The organism is Acidovorax sp. Root267, from assembly GCF_001429215.1.
GTDB classification, from domain to species: domain Bacteria; phylum Pseudomonadota; class Gammaproteobacteria; order Burkholderiales; family Burkholderiaceae_C; genus Acidovorax; species Acidovorax radicis.
In genome coordinates this window covers 452,295-473,616 of record NZ_LMJC01000001.1, presented here as the reverse complement: position 1 = coordinate 473,616, position 21,322 = coordinate 452,295, and the positions used below count along the sequence as shown (strand labels likewise).

The window sequence follows — 21,322 nt, the reverse complement described above, 5'->3', positions numbered from 1 at the left end:
GTAAAGCACCAGTATCATTGCCCTCCATGAGTTTCTTCGCCATCCTGTTCGCTCTGCTGATCGAGCAGGCCCGCCCGCTGGCACGCAGCAATCCCATCCATGCAGGTCTGCGTGCGTGGGCGCTGTCCGTGAGCCGCAATTTTGATGCGGGCAAACCACACCACGGTTGGGTGGCCTGGAGCCTTGCGGTGCTGGTCCCGGCCCTGGTGACCCTGGCCATCCACTGGCTGCTGCTCTGGGGACTGGGGTGGCCCTTTGCGGTGCTGTGGAGCGTTGCAGTGCTGTACATCACGCTCGGGTTTCGGCAGTTCAGCCACCACTTCACTGGCATCCGCGATGCGCTGGAGGAGGGCGATGAAGATGCTGCCCGCGAGCGCCTGGCCCACTGGCAGCAGGTGGATGTGGGAGCGCTGCCGCGCAGCGAGATTGTGCGCCATGTGATCGAGTATTCGGTGCTGGCAGCCCACCGGCATGTGTTCGGCGTGCTGGCATGGTTCTCCGTGCTGGCAGCTCTGGGCCTGGGGCCCACAGGTGCCGTGCTGTACCGGTTGGCCGAGTTTGTATCGCGTTACTGGCATTACAAGCAACGCGCGGGTGCCCAGCCTGCCAGTGCCTCGTTGCAGCAAGCCTCTGCCCAGGCATGGACGGCCATCGACTGGCTGCCGGCCCGTCTTACGGCGCTGAGCTTTGCCGTGGTGGGCAGCTTTGAAGAAGCCATTGAGGGCTGGCGGTTTCATGCGCAGCGCTTCCCCAATGACAATGATGGTGTAGTGCTGGCTGCCACGGCGGGTGCCATCAATGTGCGTCTGGGTGGCGAGGCGCTCAAGGCACGCACCGAATTGCACACGCCGCAGGGCCTGGAGATTGATGCCGACATGGGTGACAGCGATTCCACTCCGGGCCGCGAGCCTGAGGTGGGCCACCTGCGCAGCGTGGTGGGGCTGGTGTGGCGCTCGGTGGTGGTGTGGATGCTGCTGCTGGCGCTGCTCACGTTGGCGCGGTTGCTGGGGTAGAGGCCAGAAGCCCCCTTGAGTCGCCTTCGGCGCTGTCCCCCCCCGAGGGGGCTCACTCAGTGGCCTGGCAAAGCCAGTTCCACGGATGTGCTGGTGCGATCACGCCGGTGATGTAGGCCGCGTCCAGCTCAATACCGGGTGTGGCTCAGTTCTTCAAACAAATCACTATAAATTTTATAGCGTGTTGCGCTGATACCGCCAGCGCCAGGACCTGATTTGACCGCATCCAGCACGCCGCAGCCTGGTTCGTGCAGGTGGGTGCAGTTGTAGAACTTGCAGGCTGTCGCATGTGCTGCAATGTCGGGCATGCAGGCTGCCAGTTGCATGGGGGCAATGTGGTGCAGGCCAAACTCCTGAAAGCCCGGTGAATCGATGAGGGCGGTGGCGCGGGCCTTGTCCATCCAGTACCAGTGGGTGCTGGTGGTGGTGTGTTTGCCGGAGTTCAGCGCCTGCGAGATTTCGCCGGTCAGCACGGTAGCACCTGGCACCAGTAGATTGATGAGGGTGCTTTTGCCGGATCCCGAGGGCCCCAGCACCAGTGTGGTCTTGCCCTCAAGGTGTTCCATCAGCAGTGCGCGGTCCACTTCGCTGGAGAGCGCGAGCGACAGCGGCAGCACGCCGTAGTGCTTGCCCGCACCCATGTGTCGGTAGGGCAGCAAACGCTCCCAGGCGCGGGCGAAGGGCTCGACCAGATCACTCTTGTTGAGTGCGATGATGGGCTTGATGCCTTCGGCCTCGGCGGCAATCAGGGCGCGGGCGAGCTGGCTTTCCGAGAACACCGGCTCTGCTGCGATCAGGATGAGCACCTGGTCGAGGTTGGCGGCAAATGACTTGGTGCGGATTTCGTCCTGGCGGTAAAAGAGGTTGCGCCGCTCCTTGACCTTCTCGATGGTGCCCTCTTCGCCTTGGCCGGGTGGTGGTGCCTGCCACAGCACATGGTCGCCCACCACGGCCTGGCTCTTCTTGCCACGTGGATGGCAGATGCGGCGTGCGCCGTCGGGGGTTTCCACCATGCAGTGGCGCCCATGGCTGGCCACCACGGTGCCATCCATGAGTGCGCTGCGTTCAGCCATGGGAAGGGGGCGTGCGCAGGGTCATGGGGTCACGCCACCAGGGCGTCGAACTGCGTCGCGCACTCAAAGTCCGTGGACGAAATGCCATGCACATCGTGTGTGTTCAGGCGCACCACGCAACGGCTGTAGTGCACCGACAGGTCGGGGTGGTGGTCCTGGGCATTGGCGATGAAGGCCAGGGCGTTCACGAACGAGATGGTCTCGTAGTAGTTGGCGAACTGGTAGGTCTTCTCGATGGCCACATCGGCGCCATCGCCGGTCAGGCTCCAGCCTTCGAGTTTGGCCAGGTTTGCTACAACTTCAGTAGCTGTCAGCGCACGGCGTGTCAGCGTTGACCAGTCTTTTTTCTTCAACATGGTAGTCATGGGAGGGAGGGGGTATGCATGCGCGCCAGCCGCTCGGTGGCGGGTGGATGCGAGTAGTAGAACTTCACGTACACCGGGTCGGGTGTGAGCGTGGAGGCATTATCTTCGTACAGCTTGAGCAGGGCGGAAGACAGGTCGGCGCCGCTGGCCTGGGCCACGGCATAAGCGTCTGCCTGGAATTCGTGGCGTCGCGAAAGCTGGGAGAACAGTGGCGAGATGAAAAATGTGAAGACCGGCACCACCAGCATGAAAAGCAGCAGGGCCAACGCATCGTTGGGGGCCGCGGCCATGGCGGGGTCCAGCGAGATACTGGGCCGCACGCCCAGGCCGGTGTAGAACCATACCTGGTTGGAGAGCCAGCCCAGCAGTGCAAAGCCTGCCAGGCTCATGGCGAACAGGGTCACGATGCGCTGGATGATATGGCGGTGCTTGAAATGCCCGAGCTCATGGGCAAGGACCGCCTCGACCTCGCCTGGGGCCAACTGGCGCAGCAGGGTGTCGTAGAACACCACGCGCTTGGCGGCGCCAAAGCCGGTGAAATAGGCATTGGCATGCGCGCTGCGGCGGCTGCCATCCATCACGAACAGGCCCTTGGCCGAGAAGCCGCAGCGCTGCATCAGCGCCGTGACCCGGGCCTTGAGCGATTCGTCTTCGAGGGGCTGGAACTTGTTGAACAGCGGAGCAATGAAGGTCGGATAGACCACCATCAGCAGCAGGTTGAAACCCATCCAGAAGCACCAGGCCCACAGCCACCACAGCGGACCGGTCGCCCCCATGATCCACAGGATCAGCGCGGCGATAGGCAGACCGATGAGTGCGCCGACCAGCAGGCCCTTGAGCGCATCGGCAACCCAAAGGCGCCACGTCATCTTGTTGAAACCAAAGCGCTCTTCCACGACGAAGGTCTGGTAGAGCGAAAGCGGCAGGTCGATGAGTCCGCTGATGGTGGCAAAGGCAGTCAGCAGCGCCAACTGCTGCCACATTCCGCCGCCCAGGGCGCTGAGCAAGGCCTGGTTCAGCGCGTCCAGCCCGCCCAGCAGCGTCCAGCCCAGCAGCACGGCCGCGCCCAGTGCCATTTCCAGCAAGCCCAGGCGCGCCTTGGTGATCGTGTAGTCTGCGGCTTTCTGGTGCGCCGCCAGCGCGATGCGTTCTGCAAATGGGGGGGGAACTGCGCTGCGGTGCCGCGCGACATGCCGGATCTGGCGCGTAGCGAGCCAGAACTTGAGCACAAGGCCCAGGGAGAGCGCAATGGCAAACGCTAGCGTCAACGCCATGTCGGGAGAAAAAACGTCGGAAGTGGGCATGAGCGGCGAGTTTAGGCCATCGGCGACAATGCGCGCCATGTCAGAAGCCAACAACCCCACCCCTCACGCACTTGCCAAATCCGACCAGAACCTGGTCTGGCTGGACTGCGAAATGACCGGCCTGGAGCCCGATACCGACCGCCTGCTGGAAATTGCCGTCATTGTGACGGGCCCGAGCCTCGAACCTCGCATCGAGGGGCCCGTGTTTGCGATTCACCAGCCCGATGAGCTGCTCAACAAGATGGATGCCTGGAACAAAGGCACCCATGGCCGCAGTGGCCTGATCGACAAGGTGAAAGCCTCGACCGTGACGGAGGAGGAAGCTGAGCAGCAGATCATCGCCTTTCTGAGTCAGTACGTGCCCAAGGGTACGGCGCCTATGTGCGGTAACAGCATCGGCCAGGACCGGCGCTTTCTGGTGCGCTATATGCCCAAGCTCGAGCGCTTCTTTCACTACCGCAACGTGGATGTGAGCACCCTCAAGGAACTGGCAAAGCGGTGGAAACCTGAGGCCTACACCAGCTTCAAGAAGGCGCAGAAGCACACGGCCTTGGCCGATGTGCATGAATCGATTGAAGAGCTGGCACATTACCGCAAGCACCTGCTGTCGGTCTGATTGAACCCGGGGCGTGCTGTGGAGCGCGCTTTGTAAGGGACCGGTGAAATACCGCAAAAATAGAAAAGGGGTTGCGGGGAAAACCCTATTCATGCCATAATCAGCGGCTGCGCAGGAATCCATTCCTCGCAGATTGTGCATCTCCCCTCACACACCGGGCTTGCCAGCCGACTGCTTTCAACGCAGTGCAGGACTAGCGAACAACGCCCACCAGCATCCGCCCAGAGCAATGCAGGTTTCGTTTGATGGTTGATGTTTTTTAACCATTGACGAAGCCACTCGCAGGCTACGCTTGCGATCGTCTTCGTGAGAGAAAATCATGACCGACACCTCTTTGGTGCAGGGCGAATTCGCGCCTGCCGATACTTCCTTTGCTGCCGACGTTTCCGTGCAGTCTTCCCCTCTGGACGCCGTGGTGGCATCTGCTATTGAAGCCGATGTCGCCGTGACCGCCGAGCCCAATGGCTTCATCGAGCTGGGTCTGGCCCCTGAACTCGTGCAGGCCGTGGCTGACCTGGGCTATACCCAGCCCACCAGCGTGCAGCTCAAGGCCATTCCCCTGGCCATGGGCGGCGGTAACGATGCCACCAAGTTCATCGACCTGATGGTCTCCAGCCAGACCGGCTCCGGCAAGACGGCTGCCTTCCTGTTGCCCGTGCTGCACACGCTGATCAACCAGCAAGCCGCTGCCGAGGCCGAAGAACGTGCTGCTTTCGAGCGCTCCGTGGCCGAAGCCGCCGAGCGTGGCGAACCCGCTCCCAAGCGCGCCAAGCGCAAGGACCCCACCAGCTCGCGCAATTTCAAGGCTGCCACCCCTGGCGCCCTGATCCTGTGCCCCACGCGTGAACTGGCGCAGCAGGTGGCGCATGACGCCATCGACCTCGTCAAGCATTGCCGTGGCCTGCGCGTGGCCAACGTGGTGGGCGGCATGCCTTATCAGTTGCAGATCGCCAAGCTGCAGAACGCCGACTTGGTGGTGGCCACTCCTGGCCGCCTGCTGGATCTGCAGCGCTCGATGCAGATCAAGCTCGACAAGGTGCAGTTCCTGGTTGTGGACGAAGCCGACCGCATGCTCGACCTGGGCTTCTCGGACGATCTGGCCGAACTGAACCAGCTGACTGCCCAGCGCAAGCAGACCATGATGTTCAGCGCCACGTTCGCACCCCGTATCCAGCAACTCGCCATGCGCGTGATGCACGACGGTGGTTCGTCTGTGCAGAAGGTCACCATCGACTCTCCGCAAGAGAAGCATGCCAACATCAAGCAGATGCTGTACTGGGCCGACAACGCCCAACACAAGCGCAAGATGCTGGACCACTGGCTGCGTGACACCACGATCAACCAGGCCATCGTTTTTGCCAGTACCCAGGTGGAATGTGACGGACTGGCCAATGACCTGCAGCAGGAAGGCTTCTCGGCCGTGGCACTGCATGGCGCCCTGAGCCAGGGTCTGCGCAATCGCCGTTTGATGGCACTGCGCGCTGGTCAGGTGCAGATTCTGGTGGCGACCGATGTGGCTGCACGCGGCATCGATGTGCCCACGATCACCCACGTGTTCAACTTTGGCCTGCCCATGAAGGCCGAGGACTACACCCACCGCATTGGCCGTACAGGCCGTGCGGGCCGCGATGGCCTGGCCATCACGTTTGCCGAGTTCCGCGATCGCCGCAAGATCTACGACATTGAGTCGTACAGCCGCCAGCAGTTCAAGGCCGAAGTGATTCCAGGCATGGAACCGTCGCAACGTGCCCCCCAGGCACCCCGCGGTGGTGGTGACTTTGCAGGCCGTGGTCGCCCCAGTGGCGGTTATGACCGCGACAGCCGTGATCGCAAGTTTGGCGGACCGGCCCGTGGTGGCAATGACCGTGGCGGATTCGGTGGTGGTTTTGGTGGCGGTTTTGCCGGCCGCGACAACCAGCGTGCAGCCCCCGCCCGTGGCGGTGAGGGTGGTGGTTTTGGTGCCCGCGATGACCGGGGTTTTGCCCCCCGCCGCGATGGTGACAGCTATGGCCGCAAGCCCGGCTTCGGTGACGCAGCAGGCCGTGGCGGTTTCGCCCCCCGTGGTGATGCGGGCGCGCCGCGCGGTGACTTTGCGCCCCGCAAGCCCAGCTTCGCCAAACCCGCTGGCGGTGGCGGCGGCAAGCCCTTTGTGGCCCATGATGCCCGCAAGCGTCCTGCACGCCCGGCACGCTGATTCGTCCGTTGGCCTCGTCTTGTCGAGGTGGTTTTTAAAAGGCTGGTACCGCAAGGTGCTGGCCTTTTTTGTTGTTGTGGGCACCCTGGATCAAGAATATGGAGAGCAGCTCGACAATAATTGCCCAGGGAGGAATCTGCAGTGTCGTCTTCGTTATCTTCCGGTGCAGACTTTGAGCACATGTTTGAGCTGGCGCCTGTATCCCTTTGGCTGGAGGACTACAGCGCCCTGAAGCAGCTTTTTGACAGTTGGCGCGCTGCAGGGGTCGTCGATCTCCGTGCCCACCTTGCGCAGGACCCCACGCGGGTACGGCAATGCAGCGCCGCTCTGAAGGTGATGAAAGTCAATCGCCGCACGCTGGAGCTGTTTGCGGCCGAGAGCCAACAGGTACTTGAAGCGAATCTGGACAAGGTTTTCAGGGATGACATGCACGATGCGGTCTCCCATGAACTGGCGGCGCTGTGGTCCGGGCAGCTTGAGTTCTCGAACCAGACCGTCAACTATGCGCTGGATGGCCGGCGTCTTGACGTTCAGATCCGCGCACGCATCCTGCCTGGGTACGAATCCGATTGGAGCCGAGTTCTGCTCTCGTTGGAAGACATCACCGCCCAGGTACGGGGGGCCCGCCAACTTCGGCGCAGCGAACAATATGCACGGGATTTGTTCGAGCATTCGCCGGTCTCACTGTGGGTCGAGGATTTCAGCGCCGTGAAAAGCCTGCTCGACGGCGTTCGCGCGCAGGGCATTGACGACTTCAAGACATTCATCACGGTGCATCCCGAATTCGTCACGCGCTGCATGCAGGAGATCCGCGTGATCGATGTCAACCAGCAGACGCTGCGCATGTTCGGCGCCTCTAGCAAGGAGATGCTCCTCAATAACATCGGACGGGTATTTCGGGGCGAGATGCACGAGTCCTTCGCTGACCAGTTGCTGGACCTGTGGGAGGGCAAGACCTTTCAGCAGCGCGAAGTGGTCAACTACGCGTTGTCGGGTGATGCGGTGCATATTCACATGCAGTTCTCGGTGCTGGCAGACCACCTGGCGGACTGGGGGTTGGTGCTGCTGTCGTTGGTGGACATTACCGCGCGCAAGAAAGCGGAGGCGTACCTGGAATACCTTGGCAAGCATGATGTCTTGACCCAGCTCCGCAACCGGGCCTTTTATGCCGAAGAACTCAACCGTGTCACCCGCAAGGGACCCTGGCCTTTGTCCATCATTGCGATTGACCTGAACGGACTCAAGGTCGTGAACGACGAGCAGGGCCATGCTGCGGGCGATTCCATGCTGCGCAGGGTGGGCGAAGTGTTGGCCAAGGCCGTGGACCCACCTGCTTGCGCTGCCCGCATTGGTGGAGATGAGTTCACGGTGTTGCTGCCGGGCATGGACGAACGCAGCGCCTTTGCGCTGCAGGATCGCATCCTCTCCATGCTGGATTTGAACAACCAGTTCTATCCGGGCCAGCCGATCAGCCTGGCCATGGGCGTGGCCTCCTGCCGTTCGGGAGATATGGTGGAGGCAACCATCCATCGCGCCGACCAGGCCATGTATGCTGAAAAGATCCGGTACTACCAGGACAGGGGTGTGGACAGGCGGCAAGTCCCATAGAAGCTGCCACCGGATGCACCGAAGCTGAGGCGGTATGCAATGTGGGGCATGGCTGAAAACTCAGCCCGCGTGCACCGCATAGCCATACAGCCGCTCGGGAGGCACTCGGGCCAGCAAGCTGCGGTCCGAGGCCGGGCCCGTGATGGCATAGGCGGCCTGCGAGGTATCACGGTGCAGCGTGGTGGTGACTCCCTTGCCTTGTGAGTCCGTCACAGCGGCGACCAGTGGGGTGCGCGCTTCCGAGCCGCGGCGCATCACCACCCCCATTTCTCCAGATGCCATTTGCACGAAATCGCCGGGAGGGTAAATGCCCAGCACCTTGATGATCGCCATGGAAAATGGCCCCCCCTTGTCATCCCGGAACATCAGCCGGGCGGCGTCCTGGATCGAGAGCGGCTGCCGCAGTTGCCGAGGGCTGATACGTGCCATGAACAGGTCCGCCATGCGCAGTACCTGAGCAGCGTCGCTCACCGATGAGATAGCTTGTGGGTACCCTGTGCCGTCTGTCTGTTCGTGGTGTTGCATGACTGTGGTGAGCCATTCTGTGTCCGTGACGCCTGCTTTCTCCAGAATTGCGACGCTGAGTGCGGGATGCGCCCGGATTTGCGCGCGCTGCCGGTCCAAGGCGGGGTAGTCTTGCGCCGCCATCTGCCCCTGCAGCTCGGCAATGCTTGCGTTCATCGTCAGCGCAGCCAGAGTGAGTAGCCGTGCACGCGCGGCGGTCCATCCAAGCTGTCGTGCCATCAATATGCTGAGTAGCGCGGTGTAGACCGCGTGGCTGTATCCATAGCGCAGATGTTTGGCCTGATCCTGCCGAATTGCCATGAACAAGCCGATATCGGCATCCTTTTCGGCAAGCTCCAGAATTTCATCGGTCAGCGCGTATATGGCGTCGAGGCCATCGGAGGTATCTCCAAGTCGGGGCAGCGCTGTTTCCAATGCGTCGATGGAGAGTGTCCAGCGGGTATAGAGGCTTTCCAGCGGCTTGGCTGGCGGGGCCTCCAATGCCTCCACCGCCTTGAACTCTTCGACATCGACAAACATGCCACGTTCCAGCAGTGCTTCCAGCTGGGCATCGCTACGGATCACGTGTCCGCGTGCCAGCAGCAGTGTGCAGTCCTGGTTGCGCACATTCCAGGGCAACGGGACTCCCACCCGTATTTTGGATTCAACCAATTTCAAGAGTTGCATGGTTGTCCTCAGGCACCTAGAGCCTCCCTCTCTCGCGTGCACACGCTTGTGCCGGGAGTGGGAGGGAAGCCCCATTGTTGCAGCATGCATGGTGATTCACAACACATGCGGGTCAATCGGGCGCGGCGATCCGGCCCACATCCGGCCAGCGATGGTGCAGATAGATCCATGCTGCCATGCCCACGCACATCATGAGCAGCGACGCCAGGGCCAGCAAGACGGTCGAGTGCATGACCAGCGGAACCAGCACGCCTGCAACAAGACCATTGGCGGTAGAGCCCACAAACGCCTGCATGGACGATGCCATGCCACGGCGCTCGGGGTGGAGGTCCAACACCAGCAAGGTCACGACAGGCACCATCAGTGCCCAGCCGAACGCGAAGATGGCAATCGGTGCAAGTGACCATGCCGCGTGCGCCGGGAGGAGCAGGTTTGCTCCAAGGTTGAAGACAGCTACCGTGAACATGATCACAAAGCCGTGCCGTATTTGTCGTTTTGGCGCGATCTTTCCGGCCAGGCGCCCGCTGAGCCAAGCACCGCCCATGATGCCGGAAATGGTCAGTAAAAAGAACCAGAAGAACTGCGTGGGGGCCAGCGCGAGGTGTTCGCCCAGGAAGGCGGGCGCTGCCAGCACGTAAAGAAACATCCCGTTGAAGGGAACCCCGCTGGCGAGCGCCAGCAGCACAAAACGCGGGCTGGACCCTAGCTGCCAGTACCCCCGCATCAGATGCGGAATGTTGAACGGCTGGCGATGTTCGGCCTGCAGTGTTTCGGGCAGGAGCCTGAAGTTCGCGACCCAAAGTGCAACGCCCACAAAGGTCAGAAACCAGAAGATGCTGTGCCAGCCCGCATGCACAAACAACCAGCCGCCCACGATGGGTGCGATGGCCGGGGCTACGCCAAAGTAAATCGTGACCTGGCTCATCACCTGCTGCGCGCGCGCCGGTGGAAACATGTCGCGGATGACCGCACGCGACACCACGATCCCCGCCCCGGTGGACAGTCCCTGCAGTGCCCTGAACGTTATGAGCTGGCCGATGCTTTGCGAAAGCGCGCAACCTGCCGAGGCCAGCGTGAACATGGCAATCCCGCACAAGACAACCGGCCGCCGACCAAAGCTGTCTGCGAGTGCCCCGTGGAAGAGGTTCATGAACGCAAAACCAAAGAGATACGCCGACAGGGTCTGCTGCATCTCCACCGGGGTGGCCCCCAGGGCGGTGGCAATCCCTGTGAAGGCAGGGATGTAGGTATCAATGGAGAAGGGCCCCAGCATGCCCAGCACGGCCAGGAGGGCGGCCAGGGCCCATTGGGGCGCACGCCAGAGTGTGTGGGCGTTGGGATTCATCGGTGAGGCGATAGGGTGCGGCGGCGAGAGATGGCGGAGGCGTGTGGCCGAGGTTGGTGGCCGTTGTGACAGGAGCCTTCAGGGCTTGGTTTTTTGGGGTACCAGTTGGCCCCCGGATGCAAATCGGAACCAGCCTTCCATCCAGCCCAGCCCGAACAAAGCGAGGGTCTGCTCATAGTACGCCGTGGGGCGAATGGGGCTTGCGGCCAGGCGGCTGCGCTGTGCTTGCAGTGCGGTGTTTTCCCCTTGCGCCTGAAGGAAAGGCAGCATGGCTGCCGTGAAGCCCGCGGGCCCAGGGCCGGAGCCCTGTCCGGTCAGTACATCAATGGACTCAGGGGGGTGGCCCTGCTCGCGCACATACCTTGCCATGGGCCCCAATGCAGCCAGCAAAGGCTTGCGGCTGGGGGCGGCAGGGTTCAGCATGCCGGCCCACAGATAAACGCGAATGGCGTTGTAGGTGCCTTGGCCCTTTTCTTTGCCTTTTTCGTCAATGAGAAAACCTTGCCGTGCGTCGTACAAGGTCCAGTCAGGGGTATAGCCTTTGGGGGATGATCCCACCACGATTTTCTCGGAGCTTTGAGCCAGTTGTTTCCAGGCGGCCTGAGGGTAGAGCGTGGCCAGCCGCTGCATGACCTGCAAGGGTAAGTAGCTGGGATTGAGTTTCCACCGGCCTTCGCCCTCTACAAAACCGTGCGGAGCTGGCAGCAGGCTCAGGCCCAGACCTGGGAGGTCTGCGGTTTCTTCGGCAATGATCCGCGCAGCCAGGCGGACTCCCAACGCGTGGTATTGCGGTGCTTTCCATAAACGGGCGGCTTCGCCCAGAGCATAGGCAATCCAGAGGTCTGCATCAGATGCCGCGTTGCTGTCGAGGATGCCCCAGGAGCCATCCGGCCGGCGCCCCCACAGCCATGCAGGCAGACGTGCGCCCAGGTCTCCACCGCTCAGGTTGTTTTCGGTCCAGCGCAGGAGGGTATCGAAACCCTTGCGATCATTGGCCACCAGGGCAAAGAAAAGCCCGTAGGCCTGGCCTTCAGAGTAAGTACGTCCTCCTTCCCCATCGTCCGAGACGACCCGGCCTTCTTCGCTGGTGAATTGCGCCTTGAAGGCGTCCCAAGCAGGCCAGTTGCCTCCACGGGCCAGTCCGGCCGGCGCACGTGTTTGTGCCTGCGCGCGTGGCAGCACGCAGGGTGCGATCAGACCCAGTCCTGTGAGAAGGGCCGTTCGCCGTAAGAGCGATGCAGTCATGTTGGGAGAATTCTTGTTTCTCGAGGGCAATGGTGTGGGCCTTTTCCTGGGTTCTGCCAATGGCGGCGCCTGCACGGTGTTTGGCTGAAAAAGCCACCCGGAACTTGCGGGGCAAGGCGGCGTGCCCAAGGGGTTCCCTATACTAGTACAGCACTGGTGCCGCCGCCCGAAGTTCCGAAACTTGAAGAGGGTGTATTCGCGATCTGCGGGGTTGCGGTGCGCGACTGCCAGCACGCTCTGAATCCAAGGTGCTACAAAAGGCGGGGCCCTTTGCCCCGAAAGTATTGCGGTAGAGGTGCTATTTCAGTGCTAACTTGCTCAAAGTCATGGATCAAATGCAACAGCAACTATTGGGCGGGACTGGCGATATTCCAGGGGTTCAAATCAGGCGGCTACAACCTTGGGAAGACGAGCGTGGACGGCTGACGGAGGTTTTTCGTAACGAATGGCACCCAACCCTTCTCCCTGTGCAGTGGAACCATGTCCGGTCCAGGCCCCGCGTGTTGCGAGGTGTGCATGTGCACGTTCGGCATACCGATCATCTGTTGGTGCTGGGTGGCTCGATGCTGCTGGGTCTGGTAGACCTCCGAGAGGGGACTGAGCATTTTCGGCGGAGTACGGTGCTCGAACTTAGTGGTACCGAGCCCACCATGGTCAGCATTGAGACAGGGGTCGCACACGGCTTTTACTTTCCAGAGCCCGCAGACATTCTGTATTCCGTCACGCACTACTGGGATCCCGTGACGGATGAGTTGGGTTGCCGATGGGACGACGCTGGGCTCGGGCTGGATTGGCCCGTCAGCGATCCCATCCTCTCTCCAAGAGATCAAAACGCCAAATCCCTCGACGCATTGCTGGAAGAGTTGCGCGATACCAAGGACAAGCCATGGTGAAGATCGGGCTACTGGGATGTGGCCGCTGGGGGCGGCTGATTCTGCGCGACCTGAAGCAGCTGGGGGCGCACGTCGCGGTCTTAGCCGTAGGGGAGGCAAGCCGTGCCCGTGCTTTGGAGGGCAAGGCCGACGCAGTGGTTTCCACCCTTGATGCGCTGCCGGAGGTGGATGGATATGTGGTGGCTGTGCCCACCGCGCTGCATGCAGCCTTTCTCCGGCAACTGGTGCCAATGGGCAAGCCCATCTTTTGCGAAAAACCCTTCACCTCCGACGCTTCGGAGGCGAGAGTCCTCGCGCAATTGGCTGGCGACAGAATTTTCATCATGGACAAGTGGCGCTACCACGGTGGCGTGCTCGCCCTGGCTGCGCTGGTCCGGTCTGGCGAATTGGGCCCGGTGTTGGGGCTCAAGACGACCCGGCTGGGATGGGGCAACCCTCACATGGACGTAAGCGCTGACTGGATACTGCTCCCGCACGATCTGAGCATCGCCATTGAGATTCTGGGCTACCTTCCAAAACCAACTGCTGCCTGGGCCGAAACCAGCGAAGATGGTTTGATAGCGCTCTCCGGGATTCTGGGGCTAGAGGATCGGAGCCGCCCATGGATGCAGTTTGAAATCGGAGCCCGTTCCCCTGTCCATCGACGGACTGTCGAATTGCGCTGCCGCGATGGCATTGCCTCGTTAAGCGACGCGTACGACGACCATATTGCTCTGCAGCGCACGGCCAACTGCCTGGCGGAGGCGGGTGCATCGAGTGTGGAAATGCGCCCCGTTGCCACCACCATGCCCCTTTTGCTGGAGCTGACAGCGTTCCTGGAGTACCTGTGCCATCGCCAGGGGCCTCCCAAGAGCAGCGCAGCGGAAGGCTTGCTGGTGGTTGAGCACATTTCGCGATTGCGGACACTCGCTGGGCTGGGCGGATGATTGGATGAGCGATCCTCTCTTTACGGTTGTGATCCCCACACACGACCACGCAGATACCTTGTGGTATTCGGTGGCCAGCGTGCAGTGGCAAACGTGCCAGGGCTTCGAGTTGTTCATCGTAGGGGATGGCGCACCCCAGCGTACGCGCGAAATTGCCCAGACTCTGGCGGGGCGGGACCCCCGCATTCGCTATTTCGACAACCCCAAAGGTCAGCGGCATGGCGAGGCCTACAGGCATTTGGCCTTGCAGGAGGCGAAGGGCCGTTTTGTCGCCTATCAGTCGGACGATGACCTGTGGCTGCCGGATCACCTTGAAACGCTGGCGGATGCGCTGGCACAACACGATCTGGTTCACAGCATGCAGATCGATGTATCGCCTTCCGGCCAGACGGCCACCTGGCCGTTTGATGCTTTCGAGGACGACCAGCAAATCGCGCGCATGCGAAAGTCGGCGGGCGGCTTCGGCTTGGCCTGTGGAGCGCATACGCTTGCCGCCTATCGGGCACTGCCGACAGGGTGGTGTCCCGCGCCACTTGGCATCAACACCGATCTGCACTTCTGGCTGCAAGTGCTGGAGCAAACCGGGGTGCGCTACGCCTCGGTCAAATGGCCGACCGTGCTCCATTTTTCTTCAGTTACGCGCCGTAGCCTGTCCAACGCCGAAAGGGTGGCGGAACTGGAGAGATGGTGGGGCGACCTGCAAGGCCCGGAAAAGCGGCTGGCCCTGCTGAAAAGCGTGTTACTTCGCGTCAATGGCCATTGCTACGCTCAACCCAAACTGCAGGCAGAAATGGAAGCGCTCAAGAGCAGCCTATCCTGGCGGATCACGGCGCCGCTGCGCACATTGGTGAGCCGACTCGGGATCAGGCCCTGACCCTTGCACCTGACCTTTGCATTTGGCGGAGTCTGAATCCGGTGAGAGGTTGCAGAGGCGATTCACTCTGCCTCACACGGTAGCCAGAAAAACAAAAAAGCCGACGCTACGTTGAAGTAGCACCGGCTTTATGCGCCTTGCGGCTTTCGTTTGGTGGGTCCTGAGTGACTCGAACACTCGACCTACGGATTAAGAGTCCGCTGCTCTACCAACTGAGCTAAGAACCCAAACTTTTCGTTGATCTGTCCGCATTGCTGCAGAGCCTCGAATTATGCACTAGTTTTTTGTGGCTTGGCAAGCGGTCCACAAAATTATTGCATGGCATTGCGGCTTGCCAGTTCGACAAAAAGGCCGCTGTGGTCCAGCTCGCCCAGGCCGTGGTCTACGCCTTCGGCATACAGGGTCTCGAACAGGGCGGTGATGGGGGCGTCGAAGCCGATCTCGCCCGCCGTCGCCAGGGCGTTGCGCATGTCCTTGAGCTGCACGGCCATGCGGCCGCGGGGGGCGAAGTCACGCTCCACCATGCGCTGGCCATGCAGCTGCAGGATGCGGCTGTCGGCAAAGCCGCCCTGAATCGCTTCGCGCACCTTGGCCATGTCGGCCCCACCCTTGGCGGCAAACAGCAAGGCCTCGGCCACCGCACCGATGGTGATGCCCACGATCATCTGGTTGGCCAGCTTGGTGAGCTGGCCAGCGCCGTGTGGGCCCACATGGGTGGCGCGGCCGCAGGCGGAAAACACGGGCTCGGCCTGTGCAAAGTCTTCGGGGCGCCCGCCGACCAGGATGGCGAGCGTGCCATTTTCTGCCCCCACGGTGCCGCCCGACACGGGTGCATCCAGGTGGGCCAGACCCATCTCGCCCAGGCGCGCAGCGTGGTCGCGCGCCTCACGAGGCTGGATGGAGGCCATGTCGATGAACAGGGCACCTTTGCGCATGGCCTTGGCGGTTCCCGCATCAAAGAGGACTTGCCCCACAACGGGGCCGTTTTCCAGCAGGCTGATCACTACATCGGCGTTCTGGACTGCTTCGGCGGGGGTGGTGTGGACGGCGATGCCCAATGCTGTCAGGGGCTCTGCCTTGGCGCGGGTGCGGTTCCATGCATGCACCTGATGGCCGGCGTCCTTCAAGCGGCGTGCAATGGGGTGGCCCATCATGCCGATGCCAAGGACTGCAATGCGAAGCGGGGTGGTGGTCATGGCGTCATTCATCCAGAATCGTTGTCTCTTTGTGCATCATGTGCCTTTTTGGTGCATCACCCTGTCACGGAGCTTGCAGCATGGCGGGATTGGAATGATGATCCCGCACAGCCACAGGAGACTTTACCCATGAGCCTGCCCTTGCACGACCCCGCCTGGCTAGAGCGCATGTACAACAACCGCGCCCTGGTGCCCAACCACATGGACTACCTGCAGCGCTGGGCCGGGGATTCTGCCCAGGTGCGTGCGAGCCAGCCTTGTGTGCTGGATGTGCCGTATGGCACCGGCACTGGGGAGGTGCTGGATATTTTCCCCTCTGCGCGGGCCTCGGACCTTGGCGTGCCTGTGCTGGTGTTCATCCACGGCGGGTACTGGCGCTCGCTCGACAAGTCAGACCACTCGTTCATTGCACCTCCCTTTACGCAGGCGGGCTTTTGTGTGGTGGTCGTGAACTACGCGCTGTGCCCCGGCACGCCCGAGGCGCCTGTCACCATTCCCCATATCGTGCGGCAGATGGAAAAGGCGCTGGAATGGGTGTGGCGCCACATTGCCAGCCATGGTGGGGATCCACGGCGCGTCACGGTGGCCGGGCATTCGGCGGGCGGCCAACTGGCGGCCCTGCTGCTCACCAGCGTATGGCCCTTGATCGGCGACGGTCTGCCCGACGGGCTGGTGCGCAATGCGCTGTCGATTTCGGGCGTGCATGATCTGGAACCGATCATGTACACGCCCATGTACCAGTCGGTGCTGAACCTGACGGAGCAGCAGGTGCTGCAATACAGCCCTGCCCGCCTGCTGGAGCCCGCCACCGGCACGCTCCATTGCGCCGTGGGTGCGGATGAAAGCCCCGAATTCCTGCGGCAGAACCAATTGATGCAAGACGCCTGGGGCAGCCACTTCGTGCCCCGTAGCGTGAGCTTGCCCGGCCTGCACCACTTCAGCATCGTGGACGCCTTGGCCAGGCCGGGGCATGACCTGCACCACATGGCGCAAAACCTGTTGCGATCCTGACGCAGGGCCTGCACAGCAGGCCACTGGCACCGAGCTACATCAACAGGTGCTCACCCGCGTTGTCGCCGCCCAGGATCACGTAGTTCACCTTGCGGATGTCCATCAGCTTCTTGCCACCGGCATAGCTGATGGAGCTTTGCACGTCCTGCTCCATCTCTACCAGCGTGCCGGCCAGCGGACCCTTGACGGGTTCGAGGATGCGCTTGCCCTCGACGTGCTTGTACTCGCCCTTGTTGAAGTCGCTGGCCGAGCCGTAGTACTCCTTGAACAGCGCGCCATCGACTTCCACCGTCTTGCCGGGGGACTCTTCATGGCCTGCGAACAGCGAGCCGATCATCACCATGCTGGCGCCAAAGCGGATGCTCTTGGCGATGTCGCCATGGCTGCGGATGCCGCCGTCGGCAATGATGGGTTTGGTGGCCACGCGGGCGCACCACTTGAGGGCCGACAGCTGCCAGCCACCCGTGCCAAAGCCGGTCTTGAGCTTGGTGATGCACACCTTGCCCGGGCCCACTCCCACCTTGGTGGCGTCCGCGCCCCAGTTCTCCAGGTCGATGATGGCCTCGGGCGTGGCCACGTTGCCGGCAATCACAAAGGCCTTGGGCAGCTTGGCCTTGAGGTAGCCGATCATGTTCTTCACGCTGTCGGCATGGCCGTGGGCGATGTCGATGGTGATGTATTCGGGCGTGATGCCTTCGGCCACCAACTGGTCCACGGTGTCGTAGTCGGGTTGTTTGACGCCGAGCGAGATCGAGGCGTAGCAGCCCTTGGCATGCATATCCTTGACGAACTGGAGGTTGTCCAAGTCAAACCGGTGCATGACGTAGAAGTAGCCGTTCTGGGCCATCCAGGTACAGATCTTTTCGTCCACCACCGTTTTCATATTGGCCGGCACCACGGGGATGCGGAACGAGCGTCCGCCCAGCTCCACGCTGGCGTCGCATTCCGAACGGCTTTCCACGCGGCATTTGCGGGGCAGCAGCAGGACGTTGTCGTAGTCGAAGATTTCCATGAGATTCCAAGCTCCTTTGAAAAGGTCGCCCGCGAAGGATTTCACGGGCGTGGGCGCTTGGCTTGGGACCGGCTTTGTGGGCACTGGCGTGGTAGCCAGCTCCGAACCCCGCAGATTGCGCGGGCACAAAAAAACCGGGCGTCAAGAAACTTGGGCCCGGTGATTGATTCTACCCGCCTGCCTGGCAGACCCTATAACGGTGCGGGTATGACCGGTATCACTGGCGTCACCTGCAAGTGGACTGCGCAGCCGCAATGACGCGGCCCTGGGCATCCTGCACCCAGCCCACCATGCGCAGCCGCTCGGCCTGTGCGCCTTCCGGGATGCGCATGGACCGGGTTTCCATCCATTTCATTTGCTCTGATTTTGATAGCTTATTGCGCTTCTCCCACGTGCCATGGAGCATATTTCGAACCATATTTCGTGCCACTTTCGTGCCTTCGGTGCCTGCAGGCACGGATTCGACAAGCAGCAGGTAGAAGTCCATGGCTGCGGGCGCCGCACCGGTGCGCTGTGCAGCCCACTGCGCTGGCGTGAACGCGATGGCCGTGCCCACGTAGTCGTTGAACGGCATGCCATGGGCCACGCGCAGGCGGGCGGGCATGGTCGCTTCGATCGCAGCAGTGTGCACATCGGTGGCAACAGGGGGCTTGCGGCCCAGGGCCTGCAGGCGGGCCAGGGCGTCGCTGGTGGCGGCGGCCGACAGCGGCGCGTCGTCGCCCGCTTTACCCGGAACGATCCAGTCCAGGACCGCCACGCCCTCCGTGGCAGAGGGCGCGGGGGTGGCCGCATCGCTCCAGCAGGCTTCGCAGTCGGCGCTGATGAAACGCTCGAAAACGGCCACGGGCTGTGGGGTACCGTCACTGCTGCAACTGGCCTGGGCCAGTGCCGAAGGTGTATGGGTCAGTGCGAGGGCCAGAAGGCTGGCCAGGGTGCGGGCAATGTTTTTCATGGGCTCCAGGGGCGGGCGCCGGGGCGCTTTCTACAATGGCCGCATGTTCCCACAAGACCCGTTCCCGGGTGCACCCGAAGCCCTGGTGCCCCCACACGCTGCTGCGGCCCCGGCTGCATCGCCCCTCCTGGCCAACCTGAACGACGAGCAACTGGCTGCCGTCACGCTGCCCGCAGGCCACGCGCTCATCCTGGCGGGGGCAGGCTCGGGCAAGACGCGTGTGCTCACCACCCGCATCGCCTGGCTGTTGCAAAACGGCTATGCCACGCCCGGCGGCATTCTGGCCGTCACCTTCACCAACAAGGCCGCCAAAGAGATGGTGGCCCGCCTGTCGGCCATGCTGCCGGTGAACGTGCGTGGCATGTGGATCGGCACCTTCCACGGCCTGTGCAACCGGCTCTTGCGCGCGCACCACAAGGCGGCCGGCCTGTCGCAGTCGTTTCAAATTCTGGATACGCAAGATCAGCTCTCGGCCATCAAGCGCCTGTGCAAGCAGCACAACGTGGACGACGAGCGTTTTCCGCCCAAACAGCTGTCCTATTTCATCGCCAACTGCAAGGAAGAAGGCCTGCGTCCCGGCGACGTGCAGACGAATGACAGCGATGCACGCAGAAAGGTCGAGATCTACCAGCTCTACGAAGAACAATGCCAGCGCGAAGGTGTGGTGGACTTTGGCGAGCTGATGCTGCGCAGCTACGAACTGTTGCGCGACAACGACCCCATCCGCGAGCACTACCAGCGCCGCTTTGCGCACATCCTGGTCGACGAGTTCCAGGACACCAACAAGCTGCAGTACGCCTGGCTCAAGCAACTGGCGGGCAACGAGGTGGGCGGGCGCTTTGAAGCCCGTGGCAGCGTGATTGCCGTGGGCGACGACGACCAGAGCATCTATGCGTTTCGTGGTGCGCGCGTGGGCAACATGACCGACTTCGTGCGCGAGTTTGACGTGCAGCGCCAGATCAAGCTGGAGCAGAACTACCGCAGCTACAGCAACATCCTCGACTCGGCCAACCACCTCATCAGCCACAACAGCCGCCGCCTGGGCAAGAACCTGCGCACCACGCAGGGCGCGGGCGAGCCCGTGCGCGTGTACGAGGCAAGTTCCGACCTGGCCGAGGCGCAGTGGATGGTCGATGAGATCAAGCAGCTGGTGCGCAACGATGGCTTTGAGCGCAAGGAAATCGCCGTGCTCTACCGCAGCAACGCGCAAAGCCGGGTGATTGAATCGGCCCTGTTCAATGCCAGCGTGCCCTACCGCGTGTACGGCGGCCTGCGGTTTTTTGAGCGTGCCGAAATCAAGCATGCGCTGGCCTACCTGCGCCTGTTGGAGAACCCGCACGACGACACCAGCTTCACGCGGGTCGTCAATTTTCCACCGCGTGGCATTGGCGCGCGCAGCATCGAGGTGCTGCAGGACGCCGCCCGCGCCGCCGGTTGCTCGCTGCACGATGCGGTGAGCGCCGTGCCCGGCAAGGCGGGCGCCAACCTGGGCGCGTTTGTCGCCATGGTGGATGTGCTGCGCGAGCAGACCCAGGGGCTGAACCTGCGCGGCATCATCGAGCAGATGCTCGAATCCACGGGCCTGGTGGAGCACTTTCGCACCGAAAAGGAAGGCGCCGACCGCATCGAGAACTTGCAGGAACTGGTCAACGCCGCCGAGAGTTTTGTCACCCAAGAGGGCTTTGGCCGCGATGCCGTGGCCCTGCCGCTGGACGAGCACGGCACACCGCTCACGCAAAGCGCGGTGAGCCAGGGGCTGGACCCCAACGCGCCGGTGCTGGATGAGCCGCTCAGGCCCCCAGTGCCGGGCATCGTGGACGCCGACACGGGCGAAACCCTCTCGCCCCTGGCGGCCTTCCTGACCCACGCGGCGCTGGAGGCGGGCGACAACCAGGCCCAGGCCGGGCAAGACGCCGTGCAACTGATGACCGTGCACGCCAGCAAAGGGCTGGAGTTTGACGGTGTGTTTATCGGCGGCATGGAAGAGGGCCTGTTCCCCCACGAAAACTCCGCCAGCGAGCGCGACGGCCTGGAGGAAGAACGCCGACTGATGTATGTGGCCATCACCCGCGCCCGCAAGCGCCTGTACCTGAGCCACTCGCAAACGCGCATGCTGCACGGCCAGACGCGCTACAACATCAAGAGCCGCTTCTTTGACGAGCTGCCTGAGGCGGCGCTCAAGTGGATCACGCCCAAGCAGCAGGGGTTTGGTTCGTTTGCTCCTAATTCAGGAGCTGGTAGCGCTTATCCATCAAGCGCCAGAGGCCAATTTGGCTTCAAATCCGAGACATTTGCCAGCCCACCGGTGCCCGTGCAGAAGACCGCGCCGTCCCACGGCCTGCGCGCAGGCATCAACGTGTTCCACACCAAGTTCGGCGAAGGCAAGGTGCTGGCCATCGAAGGCACGGGCGACGACGCGCGTGCGCAGGTCAACTTCCCGCGCCACGGCACCAAGTGGCTGGCGTTGTCGGTGGCCAAGTTGACGGTGGTGGATTGACGCCAAG

The 21,322-nt window shown here is 62.4% G+C and carries 18 protein-coding genes and 1 tRNA gene; 9 read left to right on the top strand and 10 right to left on the bottom strand.

The window, feature by feature from the left end; translation table 11 throughout:
- Nucleotides 1-26: 26 nt before the first annotated feature.
- A complete protein-coding gene (locus ASE39_RS02020) occupies nt 27-1,013 on the top strand; it encodes a CobD/CbiB family protein (RefSeq protein WP_010463513.1) in 987 nt (328 codons plus the stop codon).
- Between the two features lie 128 nt (nt 1,014-1,141).
- On the opposite strand, the gene rsgA is transcribed toward ASE39_RS02020, so the two are convergent.
- Genes rsgA through ASE39_RS02005 form a run of 3 tightly spaced genes read right to left on the bottom strand, consistent with a single transcriptional unit; the run spans nt 1,142 to nt 3,755 of the window.
- Entirely contained in the window at nt 1,142-2,086 is a 945-nt protein-coding gene (gene rsgA, locus ASE39_RS02015; RefSeq protein ID WP_057270024.1) for a ribosome small subunit-dependent GTPase A, read from the bottom strand.
- A 29-nt stretch (nt 2,087-2,115) separates the two neighbouring features.
- Nucleotides 2,116-2,451 carry a 4a-hydroxytetrahydrobiopterin dehydratase gene (locus ASE39_RS02010; RefSeq protein WP_010463517.1) on the bottom strand — a complete coding sequence of 112 codons (336 nt, stop codon included), beginning with the start codon at nt 2,449-2,451 and terminating at the stop codon, nt 2,116-2,118.
- On the bottom strand, nt 2,448-3,755 hold the full coding sequence (locus ASE39_RS02005) for a M48 family metallopeptidase (protein ID WP_057270303.1): 1,308 nt from the start codon (nt 3,753-3,755) through the stop codon (nt 2,448-2,450). Before ASE39_RS02005 ends, ASE39_RS02010 begins: the two co-directional genes overlap by 4 nt.
- A gap of 37 nt (nt 3,756-3,792) precedes the next feature.
- Between ASE39_RS02005 and orn the strand changes: the two genes are divergently transcribed.
- From orn to ASE39_RS01990, 3 genes are all read left to right on the top strand, one after another.
- Nucleotides 3,793-4,371 (top strand): oligoribonuclease, encoded by a 579-nt coding sequence (gene orn / locus ASE39_RS02000; protein ID WP_010463521.1) that lies wholly within the window; start codon nt 3,793-3,795, stop codon nt 4,369-4,371.
- A 319-nt stretch (nt 4,372-4,690) separates the two neighbouring features.
- Nucleotides 4,691-6,565, top strand: coding sequence for a DEAD/DEAH box helicase (locus ASE39_RS01995; RefSeq protein WP_057226618.1), 1,875 nt, complete (start codon nt 4,691-4,693; stop codon nt 6,563-6,565).
- A gap of 141 nt (nt 6,566-6,706) precedes the next feature.
- Nucleotides 6,707-8,173 (top strand): diguanylate cyclase, encoded by a 1,467-nt coding sequence (locus ASE39_RS01990; RefSeq protein ID WP_029414047.1) that lies wholly within the window; start codon nt 6,707-6,709, stop codon nt 8,171-8,173.
- Nucleotides 8,174-8,233: 60 nt separating this feature from the next.
- Here ASE39_RS01990 and ASE39_RS01985 read toward each other — a convergent pair whose 3' ends face one another.
- The 3 genes from ASE39_RS01985 to bcsZ all read right to left on the bottom strand — a co-directional run bounded on the left by ASE39_RS01985 (nt 8,234) and on the right by bcsZ (nt 11,954).
- Nucleotides 8,234-9,364: an HD domain-containing phosphohydrolase gene (locus ASE39_RS01985; RefSeq protein WP_081474642.1), complete on the bottom strand. Its 1,131-nt coding sequence runs from the start codon at nt 9,362-9,364 to the stop codon at nt 8,234-8,236.
- 112 nt (nt 9,365-9,476) lie between these two features.
- Entirely contained in the window at nt 9,477-10,709 is a 1,233-nt protein-coding gene (locus ASE39_RS01980) for a multidrug effflux MFS transporter (RefSeq protein ID WP_057226620.1), read from the bottom strand.
- A gap of 78 nt (nt 10,710-10,787) precedes the next feature.
- Nucleotides 10,788-11,954 (bottom strand): cellulose synthase complex periplasmic endoglucanase BcsZ, encoded by a 1,167-nt coding sequence (gene bcsZ / locus ASE39_RS01975; RefSeq protein WP_057270023.1) that lies wholly within the window; start codon nt 11,952-11,954, stop codon nt 10,788-10,790.
- Nucleotides 11,955-12,280: 326 nt separating this feature from the next.
- On the opposite strand from bcsZ, the gene ASE39_RS01970 reads away from it, so the two are divergent.
- Genes ASE39_RS01970 through ASE39_RS01960 form a run of 3 tightly spaced genes read left to right on the top strand, consistent with a single transcriptional unit; the run spans nt 12,281 to nt 14,647 of the window.
- A complete protein-coding gene (locus tag ASE39_RS01970) occupies nt 12,281-12,847 on the top strand; it encodes a dTDP-4-dehydrorhamnose 3,5-epimerase family protein (RefSeq protein ID WP_057270022.1) in 567 nt (188 codons plus the stop codon).
- Nucleotides 12,841-13,773: a Gfo/Idh/MocA family oxidoreductase gene (locus tag ASE39_RS01965; RefSeq protein ID WP_057270021.1), complete on the top strand. Its 933-nt coding sequence runs from the start codon at nt 12,841-12,843 to the stop codon at nt 13,771-13,773. The genes ASE39_RS01970 and ASE39_RS01965 overlap by 7 nt, the downstream gene beginning before the upstream one ends.
- Nucleotides 13,774-13,777: 4 nt before the next feature.
- The gene (locus tag ASE39_RS01960; RefSeq protein WP_029414049.1) at nt 13,778-14,647 is read left to right on the top strand and encodes a glycosyltransferase family 2 protein; all 870 of its coding nucleotides are present in this window, start codon (nt 13,778-13,780) and stop codon (nt 14,645-14,647) included.
- Between the two features lie 151 nt (nt 14,648-14,798).
- Here ASE39_RS01960 and ASE39_RS01955 read toward each other — a convergent pair.
- Nucleotides 14,799-14,874, bottom strand: a tRNA-Lys gene (locus tag ASE39_RS01955).
- A gap of 84 nt (nt 14,875-14,958) precedes the next feature.
- Nucleotides 14,959-15,843, bottom strand: coding sequence for an NAD(P)-dependent oxidoreductase (locus ASE39_RS01950; RefSeq protein WP_035197879.1), 885 nt, complete (start codon nt 15,841-15,843; stop codon nt 14,959-14,961).
- A 129-nt stretch (nt 15,844-15,972) separates the two neighbouring features.
- On the opposite strand from ASE39_RS01950, the gene ASE39_RS01945 reads away from it, so the two are divergent.
- On the top strand, nt 15,973-16,854 hold the full coding sequence (locus ASE39_RS01945; protein WP_057270020.1) for an alpha/beta hydrolase: 882 nt from the start codon (nt 15,973-15,975) through the stop codon (nt 16,852-16,854).
- 34 nt (nt 16,855-16,888) lie between these two features.
- Here the strand turns inward: ASE39_RS01945 and ASE39_RS01940 are convergent, their stop codons facing one another.
- The gene (locus ASE39_RS01940) at nt 16,889-17,866 is read right to left on the bottom strand and encodes a GMP reductase (protein WP_010463537.1); all 978 of its coding nucleotides are present in this window, start codon (nt 17,864-17,866) and stop codon (nt 16,889-16,891) included.
- A 226-nt stretch (nt 17,867-18,092) separates the two neighbouring features.
- Nucleotides 18,093-18,818 (bottom strand): hypothetical protein, encoded by a 726-nt coding sequence (locus ASE39_RS01935; protein WP_057270019.1) that lies wholly within the window; start codon nt 18,816-18,818, stop codon nt 18,093-18,095.
- A gap of 43 nt (nt 18,819-18,861) precedes the next feature.
- Between ASE39_RS01935 and ASE39_RS01930 the strand changes: the two genes are divergently transcribed.
- A complete protein-coding gene (locus ASE39_RS01930) occupies nt 18,862-21,315 on the top strand; it encodes a UvrD-helicase domain-containing protein (RefSeq protein WP_057270018.1) in 2,454 nt (817 codons plus the stop codon).
- Nucleotides 21,316-21,322: the final 7 nt, after the last annotated feature.